Raw genomic sequence first — 24,537 nt, forward strand, 5'->3', positions numbered from 1 at the left:
ATAACGTCAATACCATTAAGCACTAAAGCAAAGCCTTTTCAGCGTAAGCATCACAGGAGTATTTATGAGCACGCAAATTCGGGGTGTAAAAGCGGATTTTGATCAAAAGAATGCAGTAGAGGCTAAACCTTCGGCTAGCGTTATATTAATGAGAGATTCTAGCAATGGCCCTGAAGCGCTTATGTTAAAGCGTAGCGAGGGCTTATCCTTCTCTCCTGGCTTGTGGGTATTTCCTGGTGGAGCCTTAGACCCTGAAGAAGTCGCTGAAATTTCTAGTGAAGAAGAGAAACGAAGCGAAGATGCGTTTAAATTAGCTGCACTTAGGGAAACCTTTGAAGAAAGCCGAGTGCTGCTTGCTAGGCATGATGATAACGAGCCGACCATAGATTCTACTTGCTATGAAGATTTCTGTCGGCAGCATGATTGGCCCAGGCTTCCCCAGCATTTCAACTTAGTAGCTCAGCTTGCAAAAGTTAATTGGCAGTTAAATTTGACAGCCTTAACGCATTTATCGACTTGGACCACACCTTTGCAGGCCAAAAAAAGATTTCTAACGCGATTCTATGTTGCTCGAATGCCACAGGGGCAAACGGCCAGTTGTGATGGCAGTGAAACTGTTGAAGCACGTTGGCAAAGTTTGGCTACGCTGAAATCTGAAATTGATCAGGGTACTTTAAAATTGATGTTCCCAACAGAAATGAATATTACCTGGCTGTCTCAGTTCGACAGTTTAGCCGAGTTGGAGGCGGCCTTAGTCAACCATGTAGCTCCTTCGGTTATGCCGAGAATGGAGAAACATCCAGAAGGGGTTATGTTGAATATTCCTACTGAAGCGGGGTATGGAATTAGCCAGCGCCTTATGCGTATGTAATTTTTCGTTTGTTATTGGTGCAATCTACTAAACCAGTATGGGAAATTACTGCGGTCAGCTGTTACAAAAGTCAACAGTTTCTATGAAAAGTGGTAACAAATTTCCAGCAATCTGGGCGAATAATGCTCATTGTTAGGCAATGAAATTTGGTCAATCGAAGTTCCACGGTTAATGGCTACTAACTTTTTATGCACATTAAATTTTGGCTGGGCTGGCAGCAAAGAATTTTCTTTAAAAATTCTTGATTTGCGCTATTGACATTCGTAAGTCACTGTTTTTAAAGGATAAAATATATTAGGTTAAAAAGTATACAATTTGTAGATCACCCTTATTTTTACGCAATTGAGCCGGTTTTCTAATGCCTATCCACTGACTTATCCACAGAATCTGTGGAAAAGTGTAAAGCTACTGTTAAAAGACGATTGAGCCGCCTGTTTTCTGACGCGGCAACTATTTACCGCTCTTAATTTATTTAAGTAGCAAAAGAACTGGCTCACTACATGGGCCTTAATTGGAATCTAAAGAAAACACTATGACCCCTGAAAGACTCGCTAAAATCCGTGCCGTTTTAAACCGTCGTCAACCGGACCTGACAGTGATCAATGATGAAGTGCACAAAGGGCGAAATTTGGCCGCAATTATGCGCACTTGTGATGCGGTGGGAATTGATCACATGCATATCGTTGAGCCAAAAGAGGGGTACCGCTCGTTTAGGGGGACTGCGTCGGGTAGCAATAAGTGGGTGGAAGTCTCTACCTATGATTCTGTAAGCCAGGCTATTAAGTCTGTTAAAAGCGCCGGAATGAAAGTGGTTGCCGCTCACCTTGATGAGCGAGCAGTTGACTACCGCTCGATAGATTATTGCCAGCCTGTCGCGTTGTTAATGGGGATGGAAAAAGAGGGAGTGAGCGAAGAAGCATTGAGCCTAGCTGACGAGACTGTGGTCATTCCAATGCAGGGTATGGTTGAATCATTTAATGTTTCGGTCGCCGCGGCGATTATCCTTGCTGAGGCGCAGCGTCAACGCCAGGTGGCAGGCATGTACGAAACTGGGCGTTTATCTGAATCGCATTATCAACGTCGGTTCTTCCAGTGGGCACACCCGCAGGTTTCTCGCTTTTGTGATGGCAAAGGCTTAGCGTACCCTCCTGTAAACGCAGAGGGTGAGATTATAGATGGCGCAAGCTGGTATCGGCAGACCGCCCAAGGCATCGTATGAGTATTTTCAAATCGAGCGCTATTCGTCCGTCAGGTGATCCAGCGGCATTTCGGTTTTATATTGAACCTGCTTTAGAGAAAAGCTGCTTTTTATACTTGCGATGCCTTCGTATTGAGTGAGCTTGTCATCCAGGAAGTGCTGGTAGGCAACCAGATCGGGCAGGGCAACACGGATCAGGTAGTCAAAGTCCCCCGCCATTAGGTAACACTCCATAACCTCCGGCCATGCTGAGACGGTTTCTTCAAAGTGTTGCAGTTGCTTTTTGACCTGATGGCCTAGGGTAACTTGTATAAACACATGTACATTAACCCCAATGGCATCTGGGTGGAGTAGGGTTACATTGCCCTTAAAGTAACCTGCTTCTTCAAGCATTTTTACCCGGCGCGAGCAGGGTGAGGGAGATAGGGCGATCATATCTGCCAATTCGAGATTGGAAAGAGAGCCATCTTTTTGCAAGATCTCAAGGATCTTTCGGTCGGTTTTATCAAGGTTGTGGGCCATGGGTCTTATCACCATAAACTACTCGTTTTTTGGTGATTCTAACCAGTAAACGATCTAATTGCGACCCGTTGGGTTCAGTTCAATGGTTTTGAGCCATTTAACATGGAGATTGAGATTAGGCCGGCGTCATAGCCGGCCTAATGGTTTACGCTGACAGTGATTTCGAGAATTTATCGATAGCGGATACCACCTCATTAGCTCCGGTTTGTATTTTTGATATGACCTCCCCGGTCTGACTCGCTAGATCAACACCGCGATTTGCTTGGTCTAAGCATTTCTCCATACTGTTAGACGCGCTGCCGGTATCCTCTTGAATCTTGCTGATCATTGCCGAGATCTCCGAGGTAGATTGGGAGGTACGAGCCGCCAATTGGCGAACTTCATCAGCAACCACGGCAAAGCCTCTACCTTGTTCGCCCGCTCTAGCCGCTTCAATAGCGGCATTGAGCGCAAGCAAGTTGGTCTGATCTGCAATCTCTTGGATCGTATTGATGATGGAGTTAATTTCCCCTGATTGCATATTTAAGCGCTCGATGTGTTGGGATGATGCGTGAACCGACTCGGCGATTTTATTCATTTCGTCGACAGCTTCATTGATGACACTGCCACCGTTTTTGGCAACATCGAGTGTCTCATTGGAAATTCGATAGGCGATTGCGGCGCTTTCCCTTTCGAGTTCCGCTTGCTCGGTTTGGGCGGTTATGTCCGTCGCAAATTTTACGATGCGATAGAGTTTACCGTTGCTGTCATATACAGGATTGTATGAGGCCTCAAGCCACAAGGTTTGCCCTTGGGCATTCACCCGTTTAAATTGACCGGAGAAATACTCGCCGTTGTTAAGTCGGCGCCAGAAATCCTGGTACTCTGTGGTCGCGGCATATTCAGGGTCGCAAAATATTCGATGATGCTTGCCTATGATATCGGTTTTTCGGTAGCCTACCGCATTTGTAAAGTTCTCATTGCAATTAATAATTGTGCCGTCTTTTTCAAACTCAATGATGGCGCTTGAGCGACTTAAAGAATCCAGTTTCCCTTTATCTTCAGCGTCATTTAGAACTTTGGCGGTAATATCAGATGCAAACTTAATGACCTTTACGAGTTTTCGATTAGCATCGAAGACTGGGTTGTAAGTAGCTTCAAGCCAAAGTGTTTCACCGAGTTTGTTGACTCTCCTAAATTGACCGCTAAAGAACTCCCCACGGTTTAACTGTGCCCAAAAGTCACGATATTCTTCCGTGCTTGAATATTCAGTGTCGCAAAAAATTCGGTGATGCTTGCCTTGGATTTCGGCTAGGCTGTAACCGACCGTTTTTAGAAAGTTTTCATTAGCCGATAGAATCTCGCCGCTTGGTCGAAATTCGATTACCGCCATTGACCTATTAATGGCGTTAATAATCGAGGATTGTTCCGCGAATTTTACTAGTAGTTCTTCGTATTGCGCCTTATATTGTTGTCCAAACACCTGACCCTCCAAACCTGAGCGGCTGTTATAGGATTGATTAAATCGGAGCTTTTCGCGACACTCGGCCGATCCTTTCCTGATTTAGTTGCTATTTATCCTGAGTGTAGATGAATATTTCAATGCTGCGCTAATTATCGGAGCCTGCTTGGCCTCTGTAATTATGCTTGTCTGGACTACTATTGACGGTGTGCGGTAGTTAGATTTAGATCTCGGCTAGAATTCGAAAACCAATTTTGTTACTACGGGTTTCCATGTCGGCACCTTGGCGACTATGGCTGCTGATTTTTTCGATTGCATCGCCATGTGAGCCACCACGTATCGTTTTTTGTTTGCAGCTGGGCTTAAGTCTGGGCTCGGCATTAGGCTTCGCACCCAGATAATGGTCAGTATGGCAGTCGAGCACCCATTCAGATACATTACCAGCTGTATCATAAACTCCAAAAGGGTTTGCTGGATAATAACCTAGTGGGGATGTTTGGCTGCCAAATAATTTGGCGAAATCGCTATTGCAGCCTCGTCGGCAATTGGCCATACGTCGGCTATTTTGTGGCCACCAATAGCTACCAGCATGATTAGCTCTTGCCACATACTCCCATTCAGCTTCACTTAATAATCGATAGCTTCGACCGGTTTTCCGGCTAAGCCACTCGGTATAATCAACGGCGTCTTGCCAGCTAACATTGATGATTGGACGATTGCCTTTGCCCCAGCCGTGATCATCAGGTGCGTGCTTGTTTTTTTGGGCATCTTCTAAAAAAAGTTGATAGTCAGCAAAGCTAATTTCATATCGGCTAACGGCAAAGGTCTTGCTAATTGAGACTTGACGAATAGGAAGGCTATTGCTGTTGAGCTTACTCCCCATGCTGAAGCTGCCACTTGGAACGACGATCATCTCTGGAGCTGAGGAATATTGATCTAAAGTATCGCTAAAGGTATGACCCCGCTGGTACTGCTTAGTTAAGGTGAATTGGCGTGTAACGGCTCGATCGTTTATCTTCACCCAATGCTTCACTGTTTTGTAATTAGCTTTGCTTAATTCGACAAGGTAATTGCCGGCAGCAAGCTCTATGCCCGCATAGTATTTGGGTTTGATATTTAAGATACGAATTCGATCCGCATTAGGAACGCTACTGATTGTTAAGGGGTGATTGGCGAGCTTTTCTGGTGTTTTAGCTTCCAAGGATTGCGCCAGCGAACTGCCGTCTTGTTTCTCATCGAGCTTTTTAAGCTTAAGCTCAGAGTCTCCAAGCTGTTCTTGGCTGGCACTCAAAGTGATATTTGCTGCAGATTTTTCCGAATAAGGAGGCGTACTCTTCGCTGGCGAGCTTGATTCTCTGATGGGCGTAGATAAATGATTTGCGCTAGCGGATTCTTGTATTTTTTGATCTTGCCTCGCATCCAGCGTAAGACTAGGCGGTTGGCTTTTTACTTGCATCTGTTCTTTAATTCGCTCTTGTTTGGGGGCTAAGCTGGCAGACTTGCCCAAAGGAGCAGCCTCTATTGTTTTTTCTGTAAATGAGTTTTGGTAGGTGAAGAAACCAAGCAAAACAAAGAGTGAGGCCATCAATAGTATGGCTAAATTTTGTGGCTTGCGGTGGCTATCCTGGGTTTGAATGCTCTCACTGAATGAATCAGGGTTTTGGCTGGCATTTATTGCTGTGGTGTATCGGCTCGCCTGTGGTAGCTTTTCATGTTGGCTAACTTCGCCCTTAAAGAAGGGGGTGGTTTTTTGCCAAAGAATAAAAATCACAGCTTGTAGGCGTTGAAAGATCCCAAGCTTAAACTCGTCGGAAGCGGCAAGCGATTTATAGTTAATCTTTGGTGTTTGCAGGCCCGTTTCTAAAAGCTCTATTCGTTCGATGAGCTCTTCGCCTGACTGAATCCGGTCCTCTGGGTTTTTTGCTAGAAGCTCGTCAATCAAAGGTTGGAAAAGTGCATGCTGAGGGGGGAGCTTTGGAATTGGTGCTGTCAGGTGCTTGATTGCGATCGCCACGGCTTCTTCAGCTTGATATGGTAGCTTGCCGCAAAGCATCTCAAAAAACACTACGCCTAGGCTGTAGAGGTCAGAGCGTCCATCGCAAGGTTGGCCTTTCGCCTGCTCAGGGCTCATGTAATTCGGCGTACCCAAAACCGTACCGGCATGGGTGACGCCAAGATTTTGCTTGATGGCTTTGGCAACACCAAAATCGCTTAAGACGGCATTATCGTCCGCACGAAATAAAATGTTTTCAGGTTTTATATCGCGGTGTACATAACCACAATGGTGCGCATGGGCGAGGGCAGAGGCTAACTGCTTTAGTATTTTTACCGCTTCAAGACCACTGAGGCCATTGCGCATCTTTTGACTGAGCGAGCCTTTTGCCAAGTAATCCATGGCAATGTAGTTTAAGCCATGGTGCTTGCCAATATCATAGATCGAAATGATGTTAGGGTGAGAAAGTTGCCCTACGATGGTGGCCTCTCTCTGGAAGCGTTCGCTAAAATGCGCGTCTTGTGCCAAAGTGGGGCTCATAACCTTAAGTGCTACCTCGCGACCAATGCTTTGTTGAATGGCGAGATAAACAGATGACATGCCTCCTTGGCTAATTTTTCGAGTAATTTGAAATCCGGGAATTTGCATGTTGCGCTCAAGGATTTATTAGTTATGTCTAGGGTTTGTTAACTTTACGCAGTGAACATTAGTTTGTAGATCGAGCCTTGCAGCTCTTTACCAAAACCATAAGCTGCTTACCAAAATTAGAAAAACCAAGAGAAAAGCAAGCGCTGCAATAGGGCTGATGGTTTTTTCTCTATTACTTTCAAAATCTAAGCTATTGGCTATTTCACTTTGATTGGGGCGGCGTTCTTGCTCAGCCTTCTCATTCTTATAGCCACTGGCTTGATCACAGCTAATAGCTATCATGCTGATGTTATCCTTGCCGCCGGCATCCAATGCCGCTTTTTCTAAGTCTAGCAGTTGCTGTTGCAAGCCCTTGTCATTAGCCAAAATGTCGGCAATTTGTTTGTCGTGTAATTCATCGTTTAGGCCATCGCTACACAGAAGAATGATATCACCGGGCAACCAAAAACTGTTCAATGACTCAACTTCGATGGCGTCATATTCTATCGCCCCCAGGCACTGAGTAATGATGTTCTTCTCGGGGTGTTCGCGAGCTTGCTCGACTGTAATTTGGCCCGCATCGATCAAAGACTGTACATAGGAGTGGTCTCGACTGAGCTGTTCTAGTTTGTTGCTGCGCCAGCGGTAGGCACGGCTGTCGCCAACCCAGCTTATCTGGAATTGCTCTTTATTAAGCTGCTGCATGCAAATGAGTGTAGAGCCCATTGCACTTTGCTGGCCTTGGGATTGCTCGAGAATCATATGGTGTGCGAGTTCGAATGCAGCTTTGGCAGCCTTGCCTTCGCGTAGGGTCTGACTGACAATCTGGCAAGCCAGTTGCGCGGCGACCTCTCCCGCCTCGTGGCCGCCCATCCCATCGGCTAGTAGCCACAAACCCTGTTCACCCATGCACAGCAAGTGGTCTTCGTTGTTATGTCTTACGCATCCAGGGTGACTGCGTGAAGTCCAGCTCAGCTGCATTTACTTGCCTTAGGCAATTTGCCAACAAAGAAGAAGAAATCGCATAGGGTAGTGGTTCGCGTTTTTTCTTCCATAATGAGATTATCGGTTTCTAGCAGCTTAAATGTGAACATGAAAAAATCGCTAGTCTCAAACATTTATGACGAGTTTTGCTGTAGTCGAATGTAATCTAATTCTGATTTACATTAATGGGCTCGCTTGGCGGCTCAATCTACCTAGCTTGGTCTGTCATAGTTAATTTTGGTGATGGTTATCAGTGCCAAGCGCTATTAACTTAGCCTTATGCCATTAGGGTATTAATACATTAATATTAAAAAAGCAAAGTTCATAGGCTAGAATGCAGGACATGTCTCATAATTTAAAGGCATTTCTCGTAAAATTAGCTAAGTAACTGTTTTACGTCCTATTTGTAATTAGGATTTTAGTCTACATTCTTAAGAGGGGTTCAAACGTCGCCCCTTTTGGTTGGAAACTAACACAGAGAAATACGAATGTTAAAATTGCGTCTACGCAACCAATCTCAAAGCTCAGGCTTACACGAAGTATGGCTGGTTGAGCCTCGTTTAGTTATCGGTACTGCCAGAGAATGTCAGCTGGTGCTGCGTGATGAGGGTCTTAAAAAGCAACATGCCGTTGTTGATATTACCGGCGAATCTCTGCGCTTGCGTGCTCTAGGGCCGCTAATTGAGATAAATGGCCGGCCGATCAATGAAGGGGAAGTGTGTGAGCTCAATACCGGAGATAAGCTTTCGATTGCCTCGGTGGTTATGGATGTCGTTGACCCCAAACTGGAGCGGCGAGATCAAAATCCGGCCGCTGCAGCTGCGGCTCAGCAGAGCAGTAATAAGCAAGAATGGGCGCTAAAGGCCAACCATTCGGCATTATCTGATCGCGTCTATAAACTGGGTGAGCAAACGGTGGTCGGCCGTTCTAGTGAGTGTGATATTGTCTTGGCTGCCGCTCACCTTTCACGTCAACACGCTCGCTTGTTTCTTGATCAGGGTGCCTTATATGTTCGGGATCTGGGCTCCTCTAATGGTACATTTCTCAACGGGGTTAGGGTTGAGGAAGCACGGGTAAGGCGTGGTGACGAGCTGGCCTTTGACAGCTTGAGCTTTGGGGTATTGGGGCCCGCCGAAACAGTTGATAAAACATTGCTCCGTGCGCCTGTGAACCCAACGATTGCAAGACCTGTACGCCCTAAGCCGGCTGAGCAGGCCAGCGCCGCTACTGTGCCGGACTTGCAGAAAGGTCGAGCTCAGCTGCAAACTGGCCCTGCGCAAAGTGAAAATGATGAGGAGAAACAGAGCAGTTCAAGTCTCACTTTCTTAGCCATTGCGGCTGTTCTAGTGACAGCGGTGCTGGTATTAGCAAAGTTTACGGAGTTTATTTAAGAGCTTATTGATTTATCCAGTTTTAAGGCAAACTGTTGCCGTCCGTCCCCTAGTTTACAGTTTTTAAGTGTTTAGCCGTAAAAGAGATTAAAGCTCAATCTCTTTGGCGGCCATCATGATTGCTCAATACCTTCAAACTCAGTCTTCATTCGCTCAGCAGTCTAGTTCCTATTATGGGGCTGCTACCGGTGAGTCCGCAGCCAAACAAACCGCTTTACCAAGTAAGCACTCAGGTTTAGAGAAACAAGTCACTATAAGCTCGTCTGAACAAAGCTCTTCTGTAGTCCAGCTGAAAATTCAAAGCTTCAGTGAAGAGCAGAGCTTCGCTCTGTTTGAGCGTCGCCTAGCGGTAAGCCAAGAGCTAAGCTTTGGCTCGAGCCCGGGCCAGAGTGCTGCTGGGCTTGAAAAAAGCGGCAACGCGAATTCAGCCGACGCTGTAGCTGGAAGTATTCTAGGGTTCATATCCGCTCGACTTGAAGCTGATAAGGCCAATGGAGCCAGCTCTGAGCAATTGCAGTCTCGCCTAGAGGCTGGCTTAAAAGGGTTTGAAAGGGGTTTTGGCGAAGCTAAAGAAATGCTCAAAGAGCTTGATCTTCTTGGGCCTAGGGTAGAGAAGGATATTTCCAATACTCGAGACCTGGTATATCAAGGGATTCATCAATTAGCCAGTGATTATGGTGTAGAGTCACCGATTTCAAGTGATGAAAATAAAACAGACTCTTCGTCTATCGGCAGTCCAGCAAAAGGCTTGGATGAAACTGTCATTGAAGCTCGCTTGCCTAACATTGTGGAGCAGCCATTAGCGGCACCTAGTCAACTATCAACCCCTAGCGGCAACTATCAATCTTACCAGCTGGACTATAGTCGCGAGCGCAGTTTTCAAATGGAAGTGCAGACCAGAGATGGTGACACTATCTCAATTGATGCGGCCAGCTTGATTCGATACCAGGAGAGTCAGCAAAATGCTCAAAATGCAGGCTCTGATTTTAGTAGTTTATCTTTCAGTGCGAGTGAGGACTATGCGGCCGCAATACAAATAAGCGGTGATATTGATGAAGGTGAATGGCAAGCGTTTACCGAACTATTCGATCAAGTACTGGAACTGGCTGATAATTTTTATCAGGGTGATGTGGCTACAGCGTTTGAACAAGCATTAAATTTGGGCTACAACGGTGAAGAAATCGCGCAATTTAGTGTGAATTTACAACAGACGACGTCCGTCCAGCAAGCAGCCGTTTATCAATCTATAGAGCCTTCGTCGTGGCAGTCCCAGGCCACCCCCTTAAGTGATTTACAAAATTACGCAGAGCAACTATTAGCCAGTACAGAGCAATTAGCCTTAAAGGGTTTTGATCTAGAGCTTTTACCGGATGTTTTACAGTCTACGCAGCTGGAATCTAGTGAGCAGCACAAAGCTTTTCTAGAGGCTATTTTTGCTCGCTAATATTCATTTATGCACTGTGTCTGATTAACGACAATTACTTATAATGCTGTTCTGAATATCGTCTAGCCATTAGAATGCAGAGCTTTTGGTGTAATGCTTCAGGACGCTCTTTATGAACAGCACAGTAACCCTTTATACAACAGCAGGCTGCCATTTATGTGAGCAGGCTAAGACCTTATTTTGGCCTTGTGCGCAATCGTTGGCGCTTCGCTTGGAAGAAGTGGATATTGCACACAGTGCACAGTTAGTTGAACGTTATGGTATTAGAATTCCAGTAATTGCGACAAAAGAGGGGCGTGAAATTGCTTGGCCTTTTGATCAACAGCAGCTATTCGATTTTTTGCAAAATGCGTAGATGAGCTGCCAAACCTAACTCTTAAGCCGCCAACCCCTAGTTAATAATCTTTTCATTATTATGGATTAAGCGTCCTTTGTCGCCCATCCGGTAGGCATAAATAACCGAATAGGAAAGTACATTTTGAACATACCCACGCGTCTCGCGATAGGGTATTGTTTCTATCCAACTATCAAGCTCTAAGTTCGGTGATGCTTTTTTTAGCCAGCGATCTACGCGATGCGGGCCAGCATTGTAGGCGGCAGCGGCAATTGCTCGGTTACCGTTAAAACGCTGCAATAACTGGTTAAGATAACTACTGCCTAAGCGGATGTTTGAGCTTGGTTTATATAGATCCTTGCGACGATACTTTACGCCGATCTTTTGTGCCGTTTGTTTTGCGGTGGCAGGCATTAGCTGCATTAAGCCCATCGCTCCAGCAGGAGAGCGTGCATCAGCAGCAAAAGCGCTTTCCTGTCGAGCAATGGCGTACAATAAGGTTTGTTTTATTTTGGTGCTATCGGCGGCTTTTTTAAGCTCGTCTTGATAGGCGAGGGGAAAGCGCAAATTTAAATCATCCCAGTATTTTAAATGGGCCATGCCCTGAATGGTTTTTATATGCCACTGCCATTCATGAGTTAAAGAGGCGAGCGCTTTTAGCTGTTTTTCTTCTAAGGTTTGAGCTAGATAAAACCATTCACGGTTGGCATTAAGGGTATCGCCAAGGCGGAAATACTCGTGGGCTCTTTGCAAGGCCGCTTGGTTTAACAGTTCTTGTTTTTGGGCCTCATCTACGTTTAAAGGCACGTCTTGTAACTGATATTCTTGCTGAACGTGATCAGCCGATAAAAAGCCATAAAAGCTTCGCTCTTTAGCCAGTTTTCGATAGATGGCATCAGCGCGCAATCCCGGTGTTGGTTGCGGATTGTTCTTCTCTAGACTTCTGGCAAGCCAGTACTGCCAGCGCTCTGATTGTTTAGCAGGCTCTGGTAAACGATCGAGCCAATAGCCCACCATTTTCCAATCTTGTATGGCCAATGACTCTCTGATAAGAGATTCCATTAAGCGGGTGTTATCAATAACTTTGTATTGGGCCAATAGTTGTTTGGCTTCGTCTTTGTGGCCATTTTGGTAGAGCTTGCGAGCTAAAATGTACAGAGTTTCTTGACGCTGTTGCTCTTCAAATAAGTTTTTACTGTCATAGCGAAGCCAAATGCCATAAGCGGCTTTAGCATCCTTGTAGGCGTAACGCCGGAAACCGTGTAACACCACTTGGTTAAGTTTACTTTGCAGTTTGGCATTGCGGGTGCTGAATTTGCCCATGTTTTTTAGGCGGGCAGGGTAGTGGTGTACTTCCTGGTACAAAGCCGCTAATTTCTTTAGTTCAGGGGAAAGTTGTTTGCTGAGGTATTTAGCAAGCGATAGTTTTTTCGCTTGCATAGTTTTGTGCAGCCTTTGCCAAGCAAGTTCATGGTTAATGCCGCCAGCTTTCTTCCAGGCTGTGAAAGCCCGATCGCAATGTTTATTTTGGGAATAAGCTACATTCCAAAGCTTCTCGATTTCTTGGCTAGGAAGCTCTTTACCTAGGCGGGCATGTGCGCTCACCCATTTGCAGCGCATACGTTCAGATTTTATTTTGCCACTGTCAAAATCATTTAGAAAACTGCGCCAATGGCCTTTGCGAGCTAAGGTTTTAAGCCACAGGTATTGCATTCTTTGGCCTAAAGGGCTGCCGGCGTTTTGTTGTAAAAAGTCTTGTACTTCCTGGCGTGGCAGACTGTTGATGCGTCGTGCAATATCTCTATATTGTAGGTCAGGGTAAAGAGGGTAGAGCCGCAGCATGGCTTTGAGACGTTTAAAGCCCTTTACATCGCCTTTTTTTAAGGCCTTGAGTGCTTGCTGATAGACTTTACGCTGGGGTTCCATTTCATCGAGTCCAAGCGCTTTGCTGGGTGCTTGGGCTTCTGTAAGCGCCGTGTAGAAAATTCCGCACAGGACCAACAGGCAGCAGGCGACAACCCTTGGGGCTAGCTTAGAGCTAGTTTGGCTTAACGAGAATACCCATGCTTGCAGAGATGAATTGGTCACAATGATTCCAGCTTTTACGTTATCGGTGTAACGGCTCTAATCATGCTAGCTTTGTGGTTGATAAACAAGCGCTTATAGATATTTCTTTAGTGCTTTTCAAACACCAGTTCAGGCCGCTATCCAGACTGCTCGAAAAACCGTATTATTCGCAGCCCTGTAATAGGGCATTATTACCGGCTCAGCCTTTGCAAATCGCGGTTTAAAGCAGATTACTCTGCATCTAAAGCGTTTAAAATTTGCACAGCTTGTACCTTTGAATCAAAAATGCCCTGACACAATTTATAAGTCCACTGGAAGCGCAACATTCATGCCGATCGTAAAAATTGAAAATGCCCAGCTCAGCTATGGTTTACAGCCGATTTTGGATGAGCAGCAATTAAACCTCTACCGCGGACAGCGCCTTTGTATTATTGGTCGAAATGGAGCCGGCAAATCCAGCTTGATGAAGGTTATTGCCAAAGAGGTTGAGCTTGATAGTGGCAGCGTTTGGCATCGACCGGGTTTAAAACTGGCGCGGCTGGAGCAAGATCTGCCCCTGGCTGATGATTTAACGGTATTTGCCGCTGTTGCTGAAGGCCTTGAGGGCTTAGGTGACTTGCTGACCAGCTACCACGAATTGCTTAATAAGACAGACGTGGATAGCTTAAACCGGCTCGGTCAGTTGCAAACGGAGATCGAGGCTCGAGACGGTTGGCGTCTGCAGCAGCAAGTTGATGCCATTCTAACCCGCTTAGAATTACCGGCAGATGTCACCATGAAGGAGTTGTCCGGTGGCTGGCGGCGGCGGGTGTCATTGGCCAGAGCCTTGGTGAGTGAACCCGATATTTTGCTACTTGATGAGCCTACAAACCACCTTGATATTGAAGCGATTCAATGGTTAGAGCAGCAGCTTTTAAACTACTCAGGTTGTGTTGTTTTCATTACCCACGATAGGGCCTTGCTGCAAAACCTGGCTACCCATATCGCTGAGCTGGAGCGTGGGCACTTGAGTGTTTGGGAGGGAGATTACCAGAGCTTCTTAAATTTTAGGGAGCAGCAGCTAGCGGCGGAAGAAAAACACAATGCTTTATTCGATAAGCGCCTAGCGGAAGAAGAAAAATGGATTAGGCAAGGCATTAAAGCACGACGAACCCGCAATGAAGGTCGCGTTCGTGCGCTAAAGGCTATGCGCGAAGAAAGGGCAGCACGCCGCGAGCGGCAGGGTAATGCGCAAATATTGGCTAATTTGGCTGATAAATCTGGCAAGTTGGTGGCCGAAATTCATAATGTGAGTCATGCATTCGAAGACCATCAGCTTATCAAACAGTTTAGCGGCCGTATCATGCGTGGAGACCGTATCGGTCTAATTGGCGCAAATGGTATGGGTAAGTCTACTTTACTTAGAATTTTACTAGGACAGCTAAAGCCGCTGCAGGGGCATGTCGATCTAGGAACAAATATAGAGGTAGCTTACTTTGATCAGCTGCGTGAGCAGTTAGACCTTACAAAAAACGCCGTTGACAATGTAGCAGGTGGCCGAGAGTCCATCGAAATAAACGGCAGCAGCAAGCATATCATCAGCTATCTCAGCGACTTTTTATTTACCGGAGAACGTGCGAGAACGCCCCTCAAGGCCCTGTCCGGCGGCGAGCGAAATAGGGTTTTGTTGGCTAAGCTGTTTTCCAAGCCAGCAAACCTATTGGTGCTTGATGAGCCAACTAACGATTTAGACGTTGAAACTCTCGAGTTGCTTGAAGAAATGTTGGCTAACTTTTCTGGAACCATGTTGTTAGTGAGTCACGATCGTGCCTTTTTGGACAATGTTGTGACAAGCACTTTTGCATTTGAAGGTAATGGGCAGGTACGTGAATACGTTGGTGGATACCAGGATTGGCTAGCCCAAGGCGGTAAGTGGTGTAGCCTAGCCGAGGACTTACTTCAGTTATCGAATGCTAAATCTGAGCAAACTGCTGATGAGCAAAGCGCGGTAGTTGCTGCCTCGCAGTCCAAGCAGGGAGAGGCAGCCAAGACCAAGAAACTAAGTTATAAACTTCAACGGGAGCTTGATGCTTTACCCGCTAAAATTGAAAAGCAAGAAGCTAAGGTTGAAGCACTACAAGAACAAACGGCCGCCGCCGATTTTTATCAGAAGGATCATCAAGTGGTTGCTGAAACCTTGGCGAAACTCGCCCAAGAAGAGAGTGAGCTGGAAGGTTTATATCAGCGCTGGGAAGAGCTTGATAACGCTTGAGCCGTGTATTGAAATTGTTTCAGCAAGGGCTGTTTCCTGTTCAATGGCTAGCGTGGTTAAAGCGCAAATGACAGCATTTGCGCTTTAGGCGATTTGGTTTATTCGCTTGGATGAACTCGCACTGCCAATACATCGCAGTTTGCGCCGTGCAAAACACCATTGGAAGTAGAGCCAAGGAGTAGGGCAAGACCCGAACGGCCGTGGCTGCCAACGATAATTAAATCGACTTCGGCCTCGTCGGCAATTCTGTGAATCTCAGAGGCTGGCTGTCCAACGACTACTTGGCAATCCTCGGCTTTGATGCCGTGCTGTGCGGCAAGTTTATGGAGTTTTTCTTGGGCTTGGTTTTGCAGTTGTTCTTGAACCTCAGAAAGGTCCATGGGAATGTCACCGCCATAAGCAAATGTAAGTGGTTCAATGACATGAAGTAGGGCAGCATGACAGCCGTTAGATACGGCTAGGCCACGTTCGATAACTTCGCTGGATTCTTGACTTAGATCGACGGCGATTAGTGATTTTTGGTATTTGGCCATGACTTGTCTCCTATGAGGTTTATGTCATGATCTTAGCGGTAAATTACCGCTGCTGTAAATTTTTACCGCGATGAAATATGACGTAGGTCAATTTCACTGAATTTAGCAAAATTGACGGAGAATTCTGAGTTTGAGTATAGGTATTATTTTTGTTGTTTTGGCGGTAGCAATGGTTTTAGGGCCAATTATGCTTATGAAGCCTAGTGGTCGCCAAAGGCAGCTAGCGGGTATGCGCCAGCGTGCACTTGAGTTGGGGCTGCAAAGCCGTATCGCTACTGTTACTGGTGGATTAAAGCATTTTACCGTGGCGCCAACAATTGCTATTTATCAAAAGCGCTGGGTCGATAAACGCTTTTGCCCAGAACGCAGCCTTATGCTTGTGCGCAGCAGTTTTGCACACGATGTGCATTTTCACGGAGTGTGGGATTGGAAAGAGGGTGATGTTGCAGCGCTATCTTTAAGCCAGGCGATGAGTAACTGTTTAGATGAGTTGCCAGAATCCGTCTTGGCCGTTGAGTTTACTCCGTTAGGGGTTGGCTTATACTGGTTGGAAAAGGGCGCAAAAGTTGATGATTTGTTACCAGCATTCCCCGTATTGATGGCTTGGCTGGAAGAGCAGGGTTTGTTGGAAAAAACTGGCGAGACGAGTTAGTTTCGATAACAGTCTGGTTATGCTTTATTCAACGGTTAATGCATCTTCTAGCGTGGTGCCTGGGCTGTTCATAGGTTTTTGGTTGGGGTCGGGGTTGTAAAGCGTTTCTGGCATTAGATCCTCACTTAATGCTAGGCGCTCTCGGTTGATGATTTCACCAAGTTCGTCGATCAATCGTTGACGATTTGGGTGTTTAACTTTTGATTGCATGCTGAGTTTTTGGGCGTGGAAATAGTGTGAATTGGCGTCCACAAATTCACCTTCGTTATAGAGTTTATGTCCTTGAGCCACACCGGAAATAACCTCTACAGTCAATTGGGCATACTCTAATTCTCGCATCAGTGGGCCAAGGGTTTTGTCCGCAATATGTTTGCCGTTAAACATATGTATGAGGGTGTCGATCGCCTCTTGAATTTGCCGCTCGGTTTTATTAATCGCTTGATCATTAGGACGGATACGATTGATGGTTTTGGTATTGCCTTTGCTTTGATAACTTTCCAGTAACTGCTGTGCCCGTTGTATACGAACTTCCACATTATTAGCTTGCGCATCAAAATCAAAAAGCTTCTGGTATCGGCGCAGTAATTCTTGGGCTAGTGTGCAAAATAACTCCTTTTCGCGACTCAGACTCTCAAGGTTGTTAATCATGTCCTCTAAGCTTTCAGCGGCATGCGTGAGTTGCCTAACTTTTAGTCTATGCTCGGCTTGTTTACGTTCACGATAATTCACGTAGGCGAGCAGGGCTAAAGATGAGCCCGCGAGGGCCAGGGCAGTATATAGAATGAAAGAAGCGGACATAAATCTAGTTGTGAATTCAGTGTTACTTAAGTAAAACCCAATTAAGCTGTACAGGGCGTACATTTGTATAAATGTCATCGGCAACAAGCTATTTGGCTTTAGTAAAAACAAATTATTGGTTGAAATCGACAAGGAATATGGTATTCCTAAAAAAGGGCTTGTCTAGTACCGCTTGTGCATTGCCCCCAAATAGTTAGATGTCTGGTTATTTTATGGTCAGTCATATTGGTCATACTTGACCCGAAGAGCGCTTGTCTATATATATGCGCCCCTTAGGCTATGAAAAACCTGCTGGTCTTATATCTTTAACGGGCCTTATAAAAAGCAGGATACGAGTATTTTTTAAGAAGGATAATATGGGAAAATCCCTGGTAATCGTGGAATCGCCTGCCAAGGCCAAAACAATCAATAAGTATCTTGGTAAGGACTTTGTCGTTAAATCCAGTGTCGGTCATATTCGAGATTTGCCGACGTCCGGAGGGAAAAAAGCTCCTGTAGATGCCAAGGAGAGGGCCCGCCAGGCGGCTATCACGCGTAAATTATCGCCTGAAGAAAAAGTCCTCCACAAGCAGCGCAAAGCCAAGACTCAGTTGATTAGCCGCATGGGCATTGACCCAGAGAACGGTTGGCAAGCTAAGTATGAAATCCTGCCCGGCAAAGAAAAAGTGGTTGCTGAACTCAAAGCATTGGCAAAAGATGCTGATACTGTCTATCTCGCAACGGATTTGGATAGGGAGGGGGAGGCCATTGCTTGGCACCTTCGCGAAGCCATTGGTGGAGATGATGACCGTTACCGCCGCGTGGTTTTTAATGAAATCACCAAATCGGCAATCCAAGAGGCTTTTAAAAGCCCGGGTCCCATTGATCAAAACCGCGTAAACGCCCAACAAGCTCGCCGCTTCTTAGATCGCGTAGTGGGTTATATGGTATCTCCATTACTCTGGGAAAAGATTGCGAGAGGTTTATCTGCCGGACGAGTTCAGTCGGTTGCCGTAAAGCTTATTGTGGAGCGTGAGCGCGAAATCAGGGCTTTTATCCCTGAAGAGTATTGGGATATCTTTGCGGACTTAAATAGCAAAGATGCTGAAAAGATTCGCTTTGAGGTAAAGAAAGAAAACGGTAAAGCCTTTAAACCAGTTAATGAAGAACAGGCCATGGCCGCTGTTGCAAAGCTGCAGCAAGCCAGTTACCAAGTTGCTTCACGTGACGATAAGCCTACTAAAGCCAAGCCTGGCGCCCCTTACATCACGTCTACCTTACAGCAGGCCGCGAGCACCCGCTTGGGCTTCTCGGTAAAGAAAACCATGATGATGGCCCAACGTTTGTACGAAGCGGGTTATATCACCTATATGCGTACCGACTCTACTAACCTAAGCCAAGAGGCGGTAGCCAATTGTCGTGATTTTATCGCAGAAGAATATGGTAAGGCCTATCTTCCTGAAAAGGCGAACTCATACAGCAGCAAAGAGGGGGCGCAAGAAGCGCACGAAGCGATTCGGCCATCTAGTGTGACTGTGCAGCCTACCCAGCTAAAAGGCATGGAGAGAGACGCTGAGCGCTTGTATACCTTGATTTGGCGCCAGTTTGTGGCTTGTCAAATGCCGCCTGCTGAATTTACCAGCACATCGATTGCGCTAACCGCTGGGGATTATGAGCTGAGAACACGTGGGCGTGTGATTCGATTTGACGGGTTTATGAAGGTTCAGCCACCACAATCCAAAAAAGAAGAAGATGTGGTACTTCCTGAACTGAAAGTTGGTGACAGTTTAGATCTTCAAAAGCTTGATCCAAAGCAGCATTTTACCAAGCCACCAGCGCGCTTTACTGAAGCGAGCTTGGTTAAAGAATTGGAAAAGCGTGGGATTGGCCGACCATCGACCTATGCTTCGATTATCTCTACTATTCAAGATCGAGGTTATGTTCATACAGAGTCGCGTCGATTCTTTGCCGAGAAAATGGGCGACATTGTTACCGAAAGATTGAGTGAAAGTTTTGTCGATCTGATGGATTACAGCTTTACCGCAAATATGGAAGAGTCTCTGGATAAGGTTGCCGATGGTGAGCTGCAGTGGGATAAGTTGCTGGATGATTTCTATGCGGACTTTAGCCAAAAGCTTAGCCAGGCACAGATCGCTGAAGGTGGAATGCGGGCTAATCAGCCAACCGAAACCGATATCGAGTGCGCCCAATGTGGCCGACATATGCAGATTCGCACAGCCAGTACTGGTGTCTTTTTAGGTTGCTCGGGATATGCCTTACCGCCTAAGGAGCGCTGTAAACACACCATGAACTTAGTGTCGGGTGATGAGGTACTGAACCTTGATGAGGACGATGAGGCCGAGTCTAAACAGTTGCGTAATAAGCACCGCTGTAAACTGTGCGACACGGCGATGGATAGTTACCTACTGGATGAGCAGCGCAAATTGCATATCTGCGGTAACAACCCAGACTGTAGTGGTTTTGAGGTCGAGGCGGGCAGCTTTAAGTTGAAAGGCTATGATGGTCCGACTTTAGAATGCGACAAGTGTGGCAGTGAGATGCAGCTGAAAACCGGTCGCTTTGGTAAGTATTTCGGTTGTACCTCAGAGTCCTGTAAAAATACCCGTAAATTGCTGAGAAACGGTGAGGCGGCTCCTCCAAAGATGGATCCAGTGCCTATGCCCGAGTTAGCCTGCGATAAAGTAGAAGATCATTATGTGTTACGCGATGGCGCTTCAGGGATGTTCTTGGCCGCAAGCCAGTTTCCTAAGAATCGCGAAACCCGAGCTCCGCTTGTAGAAGAGTTGCTGCCCTATAAGAGTGAGATTGATCCAAAGTACAAATTTCTCTTTAGCGCTCCGGTTGAAGACCCTGACGGTAACAAGGCTGTTATTCGCTTTAGCCGTAAGACAAAAGAGCAATATGTTCAGTCGGAGATTGATGGCAAAGCTACCGGTTGGAAGGCTTTCTATGAAGGCGGAAAGTGGGTGGAAACCCAAGCTAAGACTAAGGCTAAGGCAAAAAGTAAGAAAAAATAATGGATCAGTTCCGTCCTTTTCTTACTCAACTGCAGCTTGCTAAGTGCCAGTGTAAAGCTGCTGAAATGACAACGCTTCCCCTTGAAAAGCTTAGTTTTTTAAGGGGAGGGTTTCTTATCATTGAGAGGCTGTGTGGCGCTTGGCTCGCCCAAGAGCTGTTTGAGCACAAGCATGATCTTTATTACCCTCAAAGCATTACTAAACTCAGCGCGCAGATCGACGATAATGTTCGTGAAAACCTCCCAGCGAATGTTCTTCAATTGCAACAGAGTGACTGGTTTGATGATTTTCTTAAAGTAATGAGCCAGTTAGAGGATTTGAACGCCTCATTGGTGATTGATGAAAGTGGTCCAGCAGACATCATTGCAATGTCGCAATCTTCCTTAAGGCCCAGCTTAAAAACCCTAAAAGCTTTCATAAGCAACTTTGAACATTATTTTGAATCTATAATTAAACTCAGTGAAGAGTATTAAGGTGAGTTCATCGATAGCTGTTATGCTGGGAAAAGCGTTATTCGAATCCTACTGCGAAAGCTGTTAGAATTGCCGGCATATTCAATCCCTGGAGTATTAATGGACACCGTCTTATTTGAAATTGTCGAGTTAGCCAACGGCGATGTAGCCTTGCAGAGGGCCGAGGGCAAGGGGGAACCTTTGTTGACTATTCATTTTTCTGAAGAATCTAATTTCTACCTACAAGACGCTAAGATTGAAGTTGCCAGGGCAATGGTTCAGGCTGGTTTGGAAGCTGCTAGCGAAATTGCAGAAGCCAATAAAGCTGATGATTCTAATGAAGAAGTTGATGTGGACTCGGGGCCTGTGCAAATTCACTAGGCGTCTTTTGCTATCCACAGCTAAATCGTTATTCTAATTCAAAGCTTATAAACGATTCTTTGGCTGTTAAGTTTCGCAGTTTCCACTGTTGTACCGTACCCAGTTAACGAATTCGAAGCATTAAGCCCTGGCAGGCGCCTGCTTTTGCGGCTTGTTTTAGTTGCTGGTATTCTTGCCGGCTCAGTACGCCGGGACTGCTAATCACCATATGGCTATTGCCGGCAGCTAAAGCTTCCCATGTTGCCCACAAAGTATCGCTCTTATCTCGCAGGCGTATAATTCTCAAGCGGCTAATGTCGATGCCGTATTGAATAAGCATTTCCTTGCTAATGTTCTCTGCGCCAACCCAGCTTAACCAGCGCCCGCTTTCTTGTTGGCTAAAGTGGGCGACCATCGGCAGTAACCATTGAAGGTAATTATCTTGCTCATGGGTAACCACAAGCTCAGTTAAGCCGTGTTCCGATACGGATTCTTGTGATGCGCTTTGAATGGCTGCTTGGTTCATGATCTTACTCCCTAAATCGGCTAATGTGCTTGGTTTGCCTGCGATATACTTAGCGTCGAATAACGCCTACGCTAAGCCCTTCGATAGCAAACTCTTGTTCACGTAAATCGACCTCAATCGTAGAAAACTCTTCATTCTCGGGATGTAAGTAAATGAGCGGCTGATTGCTGATTTTTTCATAGCGCTTAACGGTTACTTCATCGTCGATACGAGCAACTACAATCTGGCCGTTATGAACACGTTCGGTTTTGTGAACAGCAATGAGGTCACCATCTAATATACCTATATTGCGCATACTTTCACCGTGAACCTTGAGTAGAAAATCAGCGGTAGGCTGAAAGAAAGAGCTTGGAATGTCGCAATAATCCTCAATATTCTCGGTTGCTAGAATTGGGTTGCCCGCTGCTACACGGCCTACCAAAGGAATACCTTGTTGCTCTATTGGCAAGCGAATGCCCCGTGAAGCGCCTGCAATCATTTCGATGACACCCTTACGGGCAAGGGCTTTAAGGTGCTCTTCGGCGGCATTGGCGGAGCGAAAGCCAAGTTCTTTGGCAATCTCGGCGCGCGTTGGCGGGTAACCGGTATCATCAATGTATGACTTGATAAGATCGAGAACTTGCTGTTGGCGTGCTGTAAGTTTGATCATGGTCTTCGCTCTTGGTCTGTTTATTTATACAGTACATGTGATTTTATACAGTGTTTTTTAAAAAGCAAGTAATAAAATACAAGTAGAGATAATTTAACCCCTACCACTGGCGGTTTCGAAAGCATTTAGGTCTTGGGCCGTGTTTGAAGACGTGCTGTGATTGGCGTGTGTCATTGAAGCGAGCAGTGTGTAGGGGCGAGCTGCTCCCAAGCTGCTGTACTCGTAAAGGGCACAAAAAAGCCGGCATTTGCCGGCTTTAGGAGGGGATCTACCTAGTAGCTTAGATAGCTAGCTTTTGTAGGAGGAGGCCCATGGAATTGTAAATGCGGTATTCAGCTAGTTTTTGGTTATAGCTAGCACGAATTAAATTGCGTTTTGCATCAACCACTTCATTTTCAGTGTTAAGTAAATCAAGGAGTGTGCGTCGACCGATATTAAACTGGTTGATATAAGCTTGTTTGGTAGCTTGTGCGGCGTCTACGTGCGCTTGTAAGTACTGTAGCTGAGAGGAAACAGACTCGAACGCTGTCCATGAAAGGCGTAGGCCTTCAACGACTTGGCGGCTGGTGTTATTACGCACATCTTTAGACTCTTCGAGTAGGTAGTGAGTCTGCTTGCGGCGAGCTTTGTCCGCACCACCACGGTATAGGTTGTAGCGCATACGAAGGGCAATTACTTGGCGTTCATCTTCACCTACTACACCGCCGGTATCTTCATTCCAGCTAGCATCGGCCTCTAGTCTTACATCTGGCCAAAATGGCGCTTTGGCAGCTTCTGCCTGGGCGATGGTCGCGTCGATATCGGCATTGGCTGTTTTTAGGGTAGGGTGGCTCTGCAATGCAAGTTCTACAGCGTCTTCTAAATTAGCGGGTAGGTCGATATTGTTGCTAGGCATCGAAAGGGCCTCAACCTCCGGCATAACGCCAGTAACGCGATAATAATTTGTTACGGCGTCCATAAGATTGGCTTGTGCTACAACAACATTGCTTTCAGCAAGCGCCAAACGAGCAGCAATTTGATCGAGGTCGGCACGGCTACCTACGCCAGATTGATTGCGCAGGGTCATCTGATCATAGATGCTCTTATGCTCTTGTAGAGAGGCTTCGGCTAATTTAAGAAGATCTGCTTGGGTTAATAGCGCTAAGTAAACCTCAGAGGTGCGTAGTGCAATGTTTTCTGAGGTGGTCTCTACTTCATGGCGCGCGCTTTCGGTGCGGGCCTCTTGGCGCTTAACCTCTGAGCGAGTAGCAAAGCCATCAAATACTAATTGGCGAGCAGAGATAGATGTCTCTGTACGATCAAGGCTTACATCACGTTGGCCCGTAGTAGGAGACTTTGTGTCTTCTTTGCCGAACCCGGCGGCGACATCAACAGTGGGTAGGTAACCAGCCTTGGCACCTTTAATTTCCTGCTCCCTGGCGAGTACTTCGTGCTTGGCTGCACTCACTTCCGGATGAGAGTTAATAGCAGTTCTAATGGCTTCTTGTATTGTCTGTGCTTGAGCCGTAGTGCCCACTGACGTTACAAGCCCCAAGCCAATCACCCCAATAAGATGCTTAACTTTCATGATCCGTTACCCTTTTCCTTTGGTATTGTTAATTATGTCGAAAGTATTCTAACACTATATCTGTGAATTATGTCACACCTTAAAATAAAAACAGTCAAATAGTATGAGGAATTCGGTTCATCCGCAAAAAACGTCAAAAATCTTACAGATCAAACCTTTACCGACGCTTAATGCGAGGTATTTTCTGTATAAATTCTTGGTGAATACTGGCTATAATCCCTTCATGCGCTGTTAAAAAGGATAGGAAAGAGATGAACCACTTGCCAGCAGAGCCCAAACCATTAGACGGAATGCCTTTGGACCAGCAGCATTTTAAGATGCTTTGTCTCGCCATCGAAAAAGCACATGCTTTGCACATGGGTAAATCGGGTCGTCTGTTAATGAATTTTGAGCTGCGTGAAGGCAATGATGCAGGTCATTTGCCGCGCATACGTCCATTGGGCAATCTTACCTTTATTATCGATGAGGTTTATTTAAAGGCCAGTAACTACTACCTCTATTACGACCCAGATAAGTCACAAGACCTACCTTTGTTGGCTGAGCGTGATGAAACAAGTAATCGCTTTGTCGCTACGGCCAAGAATCTGCTTGGCTTACAAGATCAAATGCATGGTTCCATAGCTGTGCCAGTAGCACGCCTATCGGCTTTACGCGGCCTGCACTACGTTAAGGACTGTGTTTGTCTGCAGATGTATGAAATCGACTTTGACAGGCTGTTTGAAGCGGATGCTGAGTTGGCAGGGCGTTTGAGGCAGTCGCTATTGGAGAAATATCGACGTTTTTACGACTTTGATGCTATTGCCGAGCGATCTTCACAATATGAAGAAGCGGCTCGGCGATTTTTAGAGGGGCAAGACTAA

The 24,537-nt window shown here is 46.1% G+C and carries 21 protein-coding genes; 11 read left to right on the forward strand and 10 right to left on the reverse strand.

Translation table 11 applies throughout. The features are described 5' to 3' along the window. The first annotated feature begins 64 nt into the window (after positions 1-64). Positions 65-871: an NUDIX domain-containing protein gene (locus Q1A41_RS04540; protein ID WP_299975306.1), complete on the forward strand. Its 807-nt coding sequence runs from the start codon at positions 65-67 to the stop codon at positions 869-871. A gap of 532 nt (positions 872-1,403) precedes the next feature. After that, on the forward strand, positions 1,404-2,090 hold the full coding sequence (gene trmH / locus Q1A41_RS04545; protein WP_299975309.1) for a tRNA (guanosine(18)-2'-O)-methyltransferase TrmH: 687 nt from the start codon (positions 1,404-1,406) through the stop codon (positions 2,088-2,090). An 18-nt stretch (positions 2,091-2,108) separates the two neighbouring features. On the opposite strand, the gene Q1A41_RS04550 is transcribed toward trmH, so the two are convergent. The 4 genes from Q1A41_RS04550 to Q1A41_RS04565 all read right to left on the reverse strand — a co-directional run bounded on the left by Q1A41_RS04550 (position 2,109) and on the right by Q1A41_RS04565 (position 7,633). Then, complete coding sequence (locus Q1A41_RS04550; protein WP_299975312.1) at positions 2,109-2,606, reverse strand: Lrp/AsnC family transcriptional regulator; 498 nt, start codon at positions 2,604-2,606, stop codon at positions 2,109-2,111. Between the two features lie 130 nt (positions 2,607-2,736). Beyond that, on the reverse strand, positions 2,737-4,053 hold the full coding sequence (locus tag Q1A41_RS04555) for a PAS domain-containing methyl-accepting chemotaxis protein (protein WP_299975315.1): 1,317 nt from the start codon (positions 4,051-4,053) through the stop codon (positions 2,737-2,739). A gap of 202 nt (positions 4,054-4,255) precedes the next feature. Beyond that, positions 4,256-6,673 carry a bifunctional serine/threonine-protein kinase/formylglycine-generating enzyme family protein gene (locus tag Q1A41_RS04560; RefSeq protein WP_299975318.1) on the reverse strand — a complete coding sequence of 806 codons (2,418 nt, stop codon included), beginning with the start codon at positions 6,671-6,673 and terminating at the stop codon, positions 4,256-4,258. A gap of 87 nt (positions 6,674-6,760) precedes the next feature. Further along, complete coding sequence (locus Q1A41_RS04565; RefSeq protein ID WP_299975320.1) at positions 6,761-7,633, reverse strand: protein phosphatase 2C domain-containing protein; 873 nt, start codon at positions 7,631-7,633, stop codon at positions 6,761-6,763. A 491-nt stretch (positions 7,634-8,124) separates the two neighbouring features. On the opposite strand from Q1A41_RS04565, the gene Q1A41_RS04570 reads away from it, so the two are divergent. From Q1A41_RS04570 to Q1A41_RS04580, 3 genes are all read left to right on the forward strand, one after another. Further along, entirely contained in the window at positions 8,125-9,027 is a 903-nt protein-coding gene (locus Q1A41_RS04570) for an FHA domain-containing protein (RefSeq protein ID WP_299975323.1), read from the forward strand. Between the two features lie 115 nt (positions 9,028-9,142). Next, complete coding sequence (locus tag Q1A41_RS04575) at positions 9,143-10,471, forward strand: DUF5610 domain-containing protein (RefSeq protein WP_299975326.1); 1,329 nt, start codon at positions 9,143-9,145, stop codon at positions 10,469-10,471. Between the two features lie 112 nt (positions 10,472-10,583). Next, a complete protein-coding gene (locus Q1A41_RS04580) occupies positions 10,584-10,826 on the forward strand; it encodes a glutaredoxin family protein (protein ID WP_299975329.1) in 243 nt (80 codons plus the stop codon). A 36-nt stretch (positions 10,827-10,862) separates the two neighbouring features. Here the strand turns inward: Q1A41_RS04580 and Q1A41_RS04585 are convergent, their stop codons facing one another. Then, the gene (locus tag Q1A41_RS04585) at positions 10,863-12,893 is read right to left on the reverse strand and encodes a transglycosylase SLT domain-containing protein (RefSeq protein ID WP_299975331.1); all 2,031 of its coding nucleotides are present in this window, start codon (positions 12,891-12,893) and stop codon (positions 10,863-10,865) included. Between the two features lie 307 nt (positions 12,894-13,200). Between Q1A41_RS04585 and Q1A41_RS04590 the strand changes: the two genes are divergently transcribed. Further along, entirely contained in the window at positions 13,201-15,123 is a 1,923-nt protein-coding gene (locus Q1A41_RS04590) for an ATP-binding cassette domain-containing protein (RefSeq protein WP_299975335.1), read from the forward strand. Positions 15,124-15,221: 98 nt separating this feature from the next. Here the strand turns inward: Q1A41_RS04590 and Q1A41_RS04595 are convergent, their stop codons facing one another. After that, positions 15,222-15,656 (reverse strand): universal stress protein, encoded by a 435-nt coding sequence (locus tag Q1A41_RS04595; RefSeq protein WP_299975338.1) that lies wholly within the window; start codon positions 15,654-15,656, stop codon positions 15,222-15,224. 130 nt (positions 15,657-15,786) lie between these two features. Between Q1A41_RS04595 and Q1A41_RS04600 the strand changes: the two genes are divergently transcribed. Next, the gene (locus Q1A41_RS04600) at positions 15,787-16,308 is read left to right on the forward strand and encodes a hypothetical protein (protein WP_299975341.1); all 522 of its coding nucleotides are present in this window, start codon (positions 15,787-15,789) and stop codon (positions 16,306-16,308) included. 24 nt (positions 16,309-16,332) lie between these two features. On the opposite strand, the gene Q1A41_RS04605 is transcribed toward Q1A41_RS04600, so the two are convergent. After that, positions 16,333-17,106 (reverse strand): hypothetical protein, encoded by a 774-nt coding sequence (locus Q1A41_RS04605; RefSeq protein WP_299975343.1) that lies wholly within the window; start codon positions 17,104-17,106, stop codon positions 16,333-16,335. A gap of 356 nt (positions 17,107-17,462) precedes the next feature. Between Q1A41_RS04605 and topA the strand changes: the two genes are divergently transcribed. The 3 genes from topA (at position 17,463) to Q1A41_RS04620 (ending at position 20,956) form a co-directional block, all read left to right on the forward strand. Further along, positions 17,463-20,123 carry a type I DNA topoisomerase gene (gene topA, locus Q1A41_RS04610; RefSeq protein ID WP_299975345.1) on the forward strand — a complete coding sequence of 887 codons (2,661 nt, stop codon included), beginning with the start codon at positions 17,463-17,465 and terminating at the stop codon, positions 20,121-20,123. Further along, entirely contained in the window at positions 20,123-20,596 is a 474-nt protein-coding gene (locus Q1A41_RS04615) for a hypothetical protein (RefSeq protein WP_299975348.1), read from the forward strand. The genes topA and Q1A41_RS04615 overlap by 1 nt, the downstream gene beginning before the upstream one ends. 99 nt (positions 20,597-20,695) lie before the next feature. Next, positions 20,696-20,956: a hypothetical protein gene (locus Q1A41_RS04620; protein ID WP_299975351.1), complete on the forward strand. Its 261-nt coding sequence runs from the start codon at positions 20,696-20,698 to the stop codon at positions 20,954-20,956. A 103-nt stretch (positions 20,957-21,059) separates the two neighbouring features. Here Q1A41_RS04620 and Q1A41_RS04625 read toward each other — a convergent pair whose 3' ends face one another. The 3 genes from Q1A41_RS04625 to Q1A41_RS04635 form a co-directional block, all read right to left on the reverse strand. Next, positions 21,060-21,461: a SulA-like leucine-rich domain-containing protein gene (locus tag Q1A41_RS04625; protein ID WP_299975354.1), complete on the reverse strand. Its 402-nt coding sequence runs from the start codon at positions 21,459-21,461 to the stop codon at positions 21,060-21,062. Positions 21,462-21,510: 49 nt separating this feature from the next. Further along, on the reverse strand, positions 21,511-22,110 hold the full coding sequence (lexA, locus tag Q1A41_RS04630) for a transcriptional repressor LexA (protein ID WP_299975357.1): 600 nt from the start codon (positions 22,108-22,110) through the stop codon (positions 21,511-21,513). Positions 22,111-22,390: 280 nt separating this feature from the next. After that, positions 22,391-23,677 carry a TolC family outer membrane protein gene (locus tag Q1A41_RS04635; protein ID WP_299975360.1) on the reverse strand — a complete coding sequence of 429 codons (1,287 nt, stop codon included), beginning with the start codon at positions 23,675-23,677 and terminating at the stop codon, positions 22,391-22,393. 251 nt (positions 23,678-23,928) lie between these two features. Between Q1A41_RS04635 and Q1A41_RS04640 the strand changes: the two genes are divergently transcribed. After that, on the forward strand, positions 23,929-24,537 hold the full coding sequence (locus Q1A41_RS04640; protein ID WP_299975363.1) for a hypothetical protein: 609 nt from the start codon (positions 23,929-23,931) through the stop codon (positions 24,535-24,537).

Source organism: uncultured Pseudoteredinibacter sp. (assembly GCF_947502065.1).
Lineage (GTDB): Bacteria > Pseudomonadota > Gammaproteobacteria > Pseudomonadales > Cellvibrionaceae > Pseudoteredinibacter.